Here is a 9,708-nt window from a genome sequence, read left to right as displayed (position 1 = left end):
GAAGGGGATTCAGACCCCCACCAAATCAGAGATTGTGGTGGGGGTCTTAAACCCTTACTCCCTCCGGTCGTGGCAGAGTGCAGAAAACAGTATTCCTTCTGCCTCCTGCCTTCTGCCCTCTGCCTTTCTTGATAAAAGCCTTCTGCCTCCTGCCCTCTGCCTTTCCCGATAATTACAGGAATGTGGCGGATTATTCTTTGCACTTGAGCTTGTTCCACATTTAAACATTATCTTGTTGGTAAACAATAGTAGCTTTAATGTTGTGAGATGGATTGTTTAATTCTCCCCTAATTCGCCTCTCTAGTAAAGCAATCCAATCAATTCTTTCCATTTGATTATGCCAACTCAATTCAGAGTTTTTTTTACTATGAATCAATGAGAGTGGTTTAAGTGCGACACCTGCGACAGCCCGAACTGGCGCAAGGTGTCGCAGATTCAAATTAGAGGTGATTCCCTGTAAATCTACATCCCATATACCGATAGCAGAAGAACTACCATTAATAAAAATACGCCACACCGAAAATCGGTGCGTGAGTGGCGAACTATCTCCAAGAATTTTAATAGTTATACCATTGAATTCTCCAAGTAATTCTGCTTTTAGTTCTGATAAATCATCAAGTGTAATTAGATAATCACATCCTCCATATCTAGAAGTTATTCGATAAGTACTCATGCCACCTTTAGTATTGCGTTGAATTCGCAAAACGGCACAGTGAGCGCCATCCCACCGTCTCATTAGTTTGGGGACTTTATAATATTTTTTTTTAGGGTAAATAAAATTTAAAATCCAATGCTTTAATTTGTGCAGCCATTCCACATCACTTCTTACCTATATAATGATTCGATAGCCAAAAAGAAATCTGCTCGGTAGGAGAAAGCCTAACCACAGCACTATAAAATGCAATCATGGAAATTCGTGTTATTGATTCTTTAAAAGTCAATTTTCCATTCCAAGCATCTTGAATACAAATTCCAGTAGGCAGAAGCACAAGCCCAAACAACAATAACTCAAATGGGTCTAAGTGAATTTTGTATTTCCCAAAAAATAAAGTTACACCATTATATTTACGCTCAGTATTAGTAGTAGTTTGATTGTTGATTTCCATATTCATAAATTATAAAGTATCTAGTATTGTACTTGTATTTTTTTGTACAAACATGAGCAAATACCACAGACTTAGATTTAGGTATCGGCTCTTTTTTGCCGAAACAGCAAATCCATTAATAACTAGCGAAAAAGGGTTAATTTAGAGCATAGTTAATTAACCGCACAGACTATGGCTTTAGATGTAGTTTTTTTCCAGTACCGTGGATTTGGCTTTAAGCAAGATGCAATTTCTTTCGGGGACGGTGAGAGCTTAGACATTAACATCAACAGAGGCGGTAACGTTAACAAAATTCCAATTGTCAAAAGAACCGTGACTCTAAAAGTTGTAGGTGCAACAGATACAGATTTAGTTATCTTAGAAAATGAGCGAGAAAACAATATATCTGGACTTATTAATGGTAGCGCTACAACACAAGATATCAATATTTTAGGGTACATAATACCATCAGCATTGCTAACCAAAGTAACGCCATCTGCTCCTATTACCGTAAACGGAAACAACATATTTGACAGCATTGATTTGCTATTTGAAAGCCAAGTCTATTCTTAATGTTTAGGTTAGTTAGTCCCAATCTTACCCAAAATACAGTAAATAATAAATTAGCTCCTACATTTATTGTTTGGATAAATAATTATCGACAAATAGCGCCTATACTACGGATAAATTGCTATGCGAATTGGTGGACAAATCCAGGATGGGAATTAGAAAATGTTGTATTAGAAATACCTTTTGCGATTGGTAAATACTGGAAAACAACCTCAGTTTCAATAGCAAAACAAATTTCTTTATGGCAAAAAACTGTTGATGCGGCTTCAGCTATTCCTGATACTTTCTGGCAATATGAAAATAATATTTATTTATATCAAAAAAATCTAGAAATTCCAGCATTTTTAGTAGCTGAAATTGAAGTTCCTACACCTGCAAACTACATAGTCGAATTGGCAGAAGGTTTTATAGCCACTAGCATTGCAAGCGAGGGATTAATTTTTACTTCTGGTGACGGGATTGGCAGTTTTAGTCAAACAGGTAAGATTCTGACTATTCATACCAACGAGCAAGTATCTTTGGAGGTGGGACAAAAGCTATCAATAACTGGGGAATTAGAGATTGGAGAATTTGAGTATTTGAGTGCTGTTGTCAGCTTTTATCTTCCTAATGTTGAATATTTAGACCGCATTGAATGGGCAGGGCATAATTTCAGTCCTGCAAAGGTGTCCGCATCGCCTAAAGTGTGGGAATTTACTTGGAATAAATCGCAACGCATTGCCAATCTATTTTTGACTCAAAACAGTTTGCCGTACTTCAAAGAGTCATCAATCAACAAAGTTACCGAAATTTCTGGGTCTATTAACTTCAATAGATAACTAAAAATTTAAAAGTATGCCCGCGATCGCGCGAACTAATTATGTAAAAAGTGATATTGTCAAAAATCCTCCACTACTACCTATTCCCATGTATTCTGGTGGTGTTGGTTGGAACTTGAATTTTGAAGGCTTCCCTAGTGGTAGTCTAGAATACACCAATGTTTCAGATCAAGATTTACAACAATTTGAATTAACATACAACCATAGAATTAACAATACTACTAGAAAGATTTATTTAAAGATTTACGGCATAGATTTTGAAGTTGAAAGTTACGGATATGACCGCAAAGGAGTTGTTTGGAAAAGCAACTTGATTAATACTTACACGATATCGGTGGGATTAAAATCTCGATGGCAGGATTTAGTTACTCAAGATATTAAAGTTTTTAAACTAGTACCTTTAGGTAGCGTAAGTGTGGGAATAGGGACTATCTGCGCCTTTGTAGGAGTGCCTTATTCTGGAGAAAGATTTGATGTAGCCATTCCCAGTAATGCTGATAAAGACTATGCAGTTACCATTGATGCAGTGGTTAAAGATTATGCCAGAATCAATGGGTGTTACGTGTCCTTCACAGAAGGCGTAGAGTTAAAATCATTGAGTTCTGGTGGTAAAAGTTGGCAGTTGGGCAACCAAGAAGTTATTACAGATGGCAAAAATACTTTAACAGATTTTATTGGGTATCGAGATACAGAATTAACCTGGGGAAGTGGCGAGAACAAAAACATCGATGCAACACCTGAAAGTACTTTTAGCTTAAAAGAACCAGTTATTCAAACTTTAGAAGAAGTAGACGAGGATTTAGAAAAACCCCCAGAAGGAAGTTTAGTTCTCAAAAATATGACAGACTGTCATGATTTACAAGGACAGAAGAAAACAAAACGTAAGACAACTTTAGTTAATGGAAATACAAGTAAAGAAGAAATTTGGATTTGGGCATTTGAATATTTAGCGGAAGATATTTGTTTAGAAAATGGACTGCCTTTTAGTAGTAAACCAGAGGATTACTGGAGATTAATTGAATACCAAAAAACTGAACATAAATACGAAAGAATAGATGGATTAACTTTAAATATCAAAGCCAAAGATCCAGACCCTAGATATGCAAACACAGATTTATCTGGTTTTGTTTATTTGGTTGTTCATCCAGATTATGAGAACTTTGTTAGCTATTCAGGAACGAGTGGTACATTTAACAGTAATGCTAAATATTTAACTGAAATCAATGCCACAGGATGGAGGAGATTTAGGTTTATTCAAGAATCAGACCAAGACTTAGTGACGCTATATTCAGATGACCCTAGATACGAATTGGCTAAATTTAAACAAATTCCTTCAGAGTCTTCAACAGCATATTCATTAATTAACAGTCGTAGTTTGTATGAAGATACAGAACAAAATTTACCATTTAGTGTTGAATGGAAATTTTATACAGAACTAGAGCCAAGAATAAAAGAAAAGATTGATTCTTTCAGACAAGAAATATCGAGTAATGGAAAGGTAGGGATTCTTTACCCAGACCCGAATTTTGTAGAACCGATGTCAATATTGGTGGAAAGCAGAAAAGTATCTTCATTTGCTTATACTCCACACCCTGAGTCAACTCCTGACGCCCCGTTAGCACCTCTAACCACTGGTGAGGAGTCGTTTTATATAACCGAGCGCACAATTATTGATATTAATAAATATAAAGAGAAAATCAGCGAATATTCTACTCAAAATTCTGGTTTTTCTGATTTGACTGAGAAAGTAGTTTTTAAAGATTTATCAGGAAGGCTACCAGAAGCGACAACCCGTAAATCTGATTGGGAAAAACGGGATGGAACCCAAAGTACGCGCGTGATTCAACCTAAAAAACAACGCTACTTCATGACTTCTGATGACTCTAGCTTAATTTCCAAGGGAGGAAGTAGAAGTTACCCGCTAGCAACGACTTACGGTGAAGCATTAAAAGCAGCACTTACAGAACTCAAGATTGAGGGTATGCAAAAAGATACTTGTCAACGTTCGGTGTTTTCTTTCTATCCAAATATGTGTGATGGCGATCGCGTGGTTACAGAATTAGACAGATTTCAGAATCTTGGTGATTGGAGGATAATTAGTGCATCTTTTAAATTGAGCTTCAAAGGTGTGGCTACAAAATTTGGACTTGTACCTATTTGTCAATCAGATCCAATCTCATTATCATTGGGATTGGTCAGGGCAAGAACCATAGAAGTTGATAAAAAAGATGCTCCTACTGAAGGTGATGATAATAGCACTGACCCAAAAATGATTGTCAGTGGTGGAACAACAACTAAATTAGGTAAGGTGTTGATTAACTCGCCAAATAGAAGGAAATATTGATTTTATGAAAACAGAACAGCAATTAGCGCAACAACTAATCACGATTATCAAATCTCAGCAACCAAAGCTCAAAGTACAAGGCAACAAGTTAGTGGGTACAATTAACGGACAAACCTTTGAATTACAAATGTATAGCAATAATGTTGTTGGACAAACTACTGCAATTTCTCGGTAATGAATAAACTCTCTCAAGATATATTAGATCTAATCGAATCTAGTCAAGTAATTTTTACTGGTAGTTGTGGTAGCGTCAACAACGACGGCACGGTGAATGTCAGACGCAGTAATGGAACTTCAGTTGTGGCGATCGCAGCTAATATAACTGGTAGTGGTGAGTGCCGGGTGTTTAAAGCTGAAGGACAACATTATGCTTTTTCAATTACAAAAACACAGGTTTTAAATGAACTAACTGTAATTAATAGAAGATCGAAGAAAAAAGCATTATCCAACAAGGAATCTTATAGTATTTTCTGGGAATTTTCTCACAGTGCTTCATTTTCAGACCCTTCTAAAGTAGTTAGTTTTATTACAGATCCTGAGATTGCAGTCCCTACTAGCAGTTATAACGATATTTATCTTGGAGGCAGTTCTAGTAATTCTATTATTAGGAGTAAAGGCAAGCGCTCGTTTTCAGCTAGTACGCAATACAATGCTACAGGTTCGTCAGATGGTTTTTATATTCGCGCTCAAATTACGGGGTCTGGGTTTACTAATCCTCAAATAAAATTTGAGTTTACTGGCAGTTATTCGGGAGGTGATTTTGGATGGGTGGCTGCAATTGCTGGTAGTGGAGATTTCCCAGAATTTATTAATTCCCTCGAACCGCCAGAAGGATATACAAGGATAAACTCTGAAGAAACGAACGAACTCATTTTTACTATTCCTAGTGAAAATGGACAACCTATAACGTTGCTAACGATAATGTGCAGTACTGGATATGTCACTAATTTACAAGATTTAGTATCTTTGAATGGTAGTTTTGCAGGAACATTGGAATTACTTTAAACACCTTATTTTAAATAATGCGATCGCAATACGCCTCTACTATCACTCCACCACCACCTACAGTCAATGTTGTTTCAGGGTCTACAACAGAAGCTAGTGCTGGAAATAAAAGCATTTGGATATATTGCCGTAACCGGGCCGGAATAACATTATTTTCTCTAAGAACGGATGTTACCATCGCGTCTAACCAAGGTGTAGAAATTACTCTTCCTAGTGCAATTAGAAAAACCGCTAGTGATATCCATGAAATTGGAATAGTAATGTCGAATGATACCGTCCCAGAAAACGGATGCGTAGTCGCTACCTACTTGGGATATGAGATAGATGGAACGCCCACCAATTTACCTGCAACGATTACATTATTCAGGGACACTCATTTTGAGCTAAGGACAGTTGTTGCAAATCCAACAGCACTGCCTAATAGCTACAGAATTAATGGTATGCGGAGGCTTATAAATTCTACAAATCAAATTGTTGAGTGGAAGACCAGGGATGCTAATTGGGTTGCTTGTTTGCCACAAAATTTCAATCCATACATTGCCAGCACCTTAACAGAGGGTGGGTGCGATATCGAGCTATCAAAAATCACCGATACTTCAGCGATTATTTTCCCTGATTACGACTCCAGTGGAGATTTATCAGAACCAGTGAGGTTTTGGATTGTCAACGATACAAACTTTGAAATCCCTCAAGGAAAAAGAATTCGCTTGAGTGTGGCAACAGATGACGAAGATGTAGGGGCAGATGATTTCAAAGGATTGTTGCAGTTGGCGTTTTTGGGGTACGTCAACACAACTACTGGGGCACTTGATACTACAGATATGGTAGTGAGTAGTGGGACATTCACATATCAAGGCGACAAAGTAACAAATCTTGCACTGCCCAAGCCTTTACTTCCCAACTACGGATATGTTCTGCAAGTGCAAATGGCCTTTGACGACGCGGATGTGGGTAATAGCATAGCCCAAGGAGCAATTGTAAAAATTTACCCGCGCCTTGCTCCAAATTTTTCAGAGTATGACCCAGTGGCGGATTTATTAGGCAATTACATTGTTGCTACAGATGAGCGCAGACGAATTTTACCCAATGGGTCGGGATTGGATTTAGTCGCTGGTGTGGGGAGTGGGTCGATTGCTTTTTATAAATTCCGCAAACTAGGAAAGCAATTAGTTCCGGGATTGGAAGCGAATGCCTCTGACCAAAAGGTAATTATTACCAACAACGGTACTTGCTTTGTTGCCAATAGCGTCCCGGAAGAAACGGCAGCGCTCAGAGCTTTGGTAAGTACAGTTGATGGAGTAGGGCAAATTAGCGATTGGTCTACTGCCAGCGCTCTAACAAATGCGCTGTTGTTGCGGATAGTTTTGATGCATCCAACAACAATTCGGGATGATTATCCAGATGTCATTGCAGGAATGGTAGCACAGCTAAATGCCACGAAGGTAAGAGTATATGTGCGTCCAGTTGGAGGTGGGACTATCCAAGTCTTTGATATACCTATTGTTGGGGAAGATGGGGAAGAAATTTTAGTCGGGTCTTTGGTTAGTTCTACTGCTTCTAATTTGCCAACGGTTCCTAGTAATGTCGGGTTGTTTAATATTGAGGGTTTTGTAGGCAGCACTGTTAGTGGTAGCAGCGTATTTAGCACTGGTAATTATCAATTTTGTATTGCATATCTCAATATCAATACAGTAACTAGCATCTCCCACGCTTCGCCCCCTTGTGTATACGAACGAGAGCATGGACTAGAGCCACCAAATATTGAAGTTAATCCAGAAGTAACAATTTTAGAACCTGGGTCACCTGCTAGTGTCACTAACACCGGAATTGGAGGTAACGCTTACTTAACTTTTAGTTTGCCATTGCCAGATGTCAGCGCTTTAAATTTCGACAATATCTTGACAGATAGCAATGGCAGCGTTTTGGTCGATAGTAATGGTAACGTTTTACAGGCTTAGATATGTCGTTTATTCATACCGCTTTATCTGTAGATAATATTAGTGCCTTAAAAGCTTTGAACGATGAATCTACCCCAAAAAGGGTAGATAAAATGTTTTTGACTGTAAACGACGATGGTACGGGATCTTCTGCTTGGTATCGATATAAGCGATCGGCGTCAGACGCCGAAAATCCGCCAAAAATAGTAGCTTCGTCTGACAATGTAGGTAGATGGTTTCAGTTTAGCGGTGGTGGAGTCGGTGGAGGAGCAGCTTTCGGAGGCAACATTATTTGTACTTCTAGTTGCGAGGTTGGTGGTAAAGCTTTTGAATTTCTAGCTCCACAGACTAGCTTAAAATTAATTATCCAAGTTGGATTTGATATTAATATTCAAGCTGGAAGTAGTGCAATCGCAGTTTATAGATGGTCGCAAGAACCAAATACTTCACGCACTGGGCAAGAATCTACGCCTGCTGCCACAATATCTCAAGCAGGAGGTGAAATTACTATTAACATCACCTCAACTTTTAGATGGATTTCTGTATACGCTAAAAACCCATCTAAAAGTAATTATTTGGATGGTACTTGTTTTACAATTAATGGGAATGTAATTACTTTAGTGGGATACAGTTAATGAAGAAACAAAAGAAAGAAAAACAACAAAGCTGGGGTTTAATGATTTTTGGATTTATATATAAAGTCATGATACTTAGTTTAATAATGATTCTATATATAATTTTTTCACCACTACGAAACATAAAGAATGTCGTCAATTTTTAATAAATTAATTGTTAAATTAGGCTTGCTTAATAAACAAAGGTTTATTCGATTTTTAGCAAAAATCGAATATGGAAATGCTGTTTTTATTGAAAAATTACAACAGCAAGCTCTCGCAGAAGATCGGCAATATTTAGCCGCCTTCTTAGAGAAACAAGCCAAGGAAGAAAACAAACACGGTAAAATGCTCTCAAGTCTTGCAGATGGAAGCGATCGCATAACTCGAACTGGCACTGGCAGGTGGGTTACAATCCTCCGAGGGCAAGAGAATCTAGTTAAGAAATTTATCACTCCTTTCAATAAACCGAAGGTTGTAACTTGGGACTCTTATACTTATCCTGGAGAACGATTGACAGGAGTTTTAGAAAATTTTGATGGGATGTCTTACAGGTTTGTATCTTCTAGACTGCTATTCTATAATCGCGCAGCATTTGATTATTCTTGGGAAGATAGGATAGCTTTTATGTGTGTCTTAGAAGAAGAAATAGCAAGTTTATATTTAGAATTAGCTTTATTAAAAGATGGCGATTTGAGTGCGCTCGCGTCTCAAATGACAAGAGACGAATTTGGTCACGCTAATCATTTAAAAGATGCATTGAGCAGATTTAGTCCTTTCCCTCAAGATTTGTTAAATAAGTGGAGGAAGAGAGTGAAATGGGCTAAGTGGGGTCTGGCTATTGATGCAGTAAGTTTTTTATGTAAAAAATAAAAATCGTCTTTGTAGGAAAGACGATTTAGTAAAAACCACTGTTTTAGTCAAGAATAACTGGATTAATCGCTATTATAATAATAGCACATTATAGACAATCAAATCGAAAATTATTGTTGATGTAATCTTCAATTTTTGTATTAATTGGAAGTTGATATACATAGGGCATATCGGAATGATTGTGCATCCACAAATCCCATTCATCAGATTGAATATCTGGCTCTGTATCACAGCTAATTTCTAGCTGCTCTGCTACCCATCCGTCATCTTCCTCCACCCAAGCGAACGCATTAGCATACAACTTAGCTTCACAGTAGGGACATTTGGCTACATGGGTAGGGATTTCAAAAATGTGGTCGCAAGGAACGAGGGTATAAGATGTCATGGAATCTTGATTTAATTCAACGCAAGAATCAGTGTTTGAGGCTTGCATCTGGGGAGTAAGTCCCCAGATGCAAGCTG

General features: G+C 37.8%; 12 protein-coding genes. 8 read left to right on the top strand and 4 right to left on the bottom strand.

Annotation, left to right across the window (positions count from 1 at the left end):
- From VF06_RS42040 to VF06_RS15265, 3 genes are all read right to left on the bottom strand, one after another.
- Positions 1–203 (bottom strand): hypothetical protein (locus VF06_RS42040; protein ID WP_218964536.1); only part of this gene is annotated, 203 nt, incomplete at its 3' end.
- 17 nt (positions 204–220) lie between these two features.
- On the bottom strand, positions 221–736 hold the full coding sequence (locus tag VF06_RS15270; RefSeq protein ID WP_143861687.1) for a hypothetical protein: 516 nt from the start codon (positions 734–736) through the stop codon (positions 221–223).
- An 82-nt stretch (positions 737–818) separates the two neighbouring features.
- A complete protein-coding gene (locus VF06_RS15265) occupies positions 819–1,106 on the bottom strand; it encodes a hypothetical protein (protein ID WP_099073411.1) in 288 nt (95 codons plus the stop codon).
- A 171-nt stretch (positions 1,107–1,277) separates the two neighbouring features.
- Here VF06_RS15265 and VF06_RS15260 point away from each other — a divergent pair, with 171 nt between their 5' ends.
- The 8 genes from VF06_RS15260 to VF06_RS15230 all read left to right on the top strand — a co-directional run bounded on the left by VF06_RS15260 (position 1,278) and on the right by VF06_RS15230 (position 9,246).
- A complete protein-coding gene (locus VF06_RS15260) occupies positions 1,278–1,658 on the top strand; it encodes a hypothetical protein (RefSeq protein ID WP_099066511.1) in 381 nt (126 codons plus the stop codon).
- The gene (locus VF06_RS15255; RefSeq protein ID WP_099066510.1) at positions 1,658–2,473 is read left to right on the top strand and encodes a hypothetical protein; all 816 of its coding nucleotides are present in this window, start codon (positions 1,658–1,660) and stop codon (positions 2,471–2,473) included. The genes VF06_RS15260 and VF06_RS15255 overlap by 1 nt, the downstream gene beginning before the upstream one ends.
- A gap of 16 nt (positions 2,474–2,489) precedes the next feature.
- Positions 2,490–4,817, top strand: a complete 2,328-nt coding sequence (locus tag VF06_RS15250) for a hypothetical protein (RefSeq protein ID WP_099066509.1) — start codon at positions 2,490–2,492, stop codon at positions 4,815–4,817.
- A gap of 4 nt (positions 4,818–4,821) precedes the next feature.
- On the top strand, positions 4,822–4,992 hold the full coding sequence (locus VF06_RS40800; RefSeq protein WP_180267705.1) for a hypothetical protein: 171 nt from the start codon (positions 4,822–4,824) through the stop codon (positions 4,990–4,992).
- Positions 4,992–5,822 (top strand): hypothetical protein, encoded by an 831-nt coding sequence (locus tag VF06_RS15245; protein ID WP_099066508.1) that lies wholly within the window; start codon positions 4,992–4,994, stop codon positions 5,820–5,822. Before VF06_RS40800 ends, VF06_RS15245 begins: the two co-directional genes overlap by 1 nt.
- Before the next feature lie 17 nt (positions 5,823–5,839).
- Complete coding sequence (locus VF06_RS15240; RefSeq protein WP_099066507.1) at positions 5,840–7,780, top strand: hypothetical protein; 1,941 nt, start codon at positions 5,840–5,842, stop codon at positions 7,778–7,780.
- 2 nt (positions 7,781–7,782) lie between these two features.
- Positions 7,783–8,394: a hypothetical protein gene (locus tag VF06_RS15235; RefSeq protein WP_099066506.1), complete on the top strand. Its 612-nt coding sequence runs from the start codon at positions 7,783–7,785 to the stop codon at positions 8,392–8,394.
- 168 nt (positions 8,395–8,562) lie between these two features.
- Positions 8,563–9,246, top strand: coding sequence for a hypothetical protein (locus tag VF06_RS15230; protein WP_143861686.1), 684 nt, complete (start codon positions 8,563–8,565; stop codon positions 9,244–9,246).
- An 88-nt stretch (positions 9,247–9,334) separates the two neighbouring features.
- On the opposite strand, the gene VF06_RS15225 is transcribed toward VF06_RS15230, so the two are convergent.
- Positions 9,335–9,679, bottom strand: coding sequence for a hypothetical protein (locus tag VF06_RS15225; RefSeq protein ID WP_099066504.1), 345 nt, complete (start codon positions 9,677–9,679; stop codon positions 9,335–9,337).
- Positions 9,680–9,708 lie beyond the last annotated feature (29 nt).

The organism is Nostoc linckia z4, assembly GCF_002608075.1.
GTDB lineage: Bacteria > Cyanobacteriota > Cyanobacteriia > Cyanobacteriales > Nostocaceae > Nostoc > Nostoc linckia.
The sequence above is the reverse complement of the archived record's forward strand: the minus strand, read 5'-3'. Positions and strand labels throughout refer to the sequence as shown.

Coding starts and splice junctions, on each gene's coding strand:
- VF06_RS15270 (WP_143861687.1), bottom strand. CDS start 736: ATGAGACGGTGGGATGGCGCTCACTGTGCCGTTTTGCGAATTCAACGC.
- VF06_RS15265 (WP_099073411.1), bottom strand. CDS start 1,106: ATGGAAATCAACAATCAAACTACTACTAATACTGAGCGTAAATATAAT.
- VF06_RS15260 (WP_099066511.1), top strand. CDS start 1,278: ATGGCTTTAGATGTAGTTTTTTTCCAGTACCGTGGATTTGGCTTTAAG.
- VF06_RS15255 (WP_099066510.1), top strand. CDS start 1,658: ATGTTTAGGTTAGTTAGTCCCAATCTTACCCAAAATACAGTAAATAAT.
- VF06_RS15250 (WP_099066509.1), top strand. CDS start 2,490: ATGCCCGCGATCGCGCGAACTAATTATGTAAAAAGTGATATTGTCAAA.
- VF06_RS40800 (WP_180267705.1), top strand. CDS start 4,822: ATGAAAACAGAACAGCAATTAGCGCAACAACTAATCACGATTATCAAA.
- VF06_RS15245 (WP_099066508.1), top strand. CDS start 4,992: ATGAATAAACTCTCTCAAGATATATTAGATCTAATCGAATCTAGTCAA.
- VF06_RS15240 (WP_099066507.1), top strand. CDS start 5,840: ATGCGATCGCAATACGCCTCTACTATCACTCCACCACCACCTACAGTC.
- VF06_RS15235 (WP_099066506.1), top strand. CDS start 7,783: ATGTCGTTTATTCATACCGCTTTATCTGTAGATAATATTAGTGCCTTA.
- VF06_RS15225 (WP_099066504.1), bottom strand. CDS start 9,679: ATGCAAGCCTCAAACACTGATTCTTGCGTTGAATTAAATCAAGATTCC.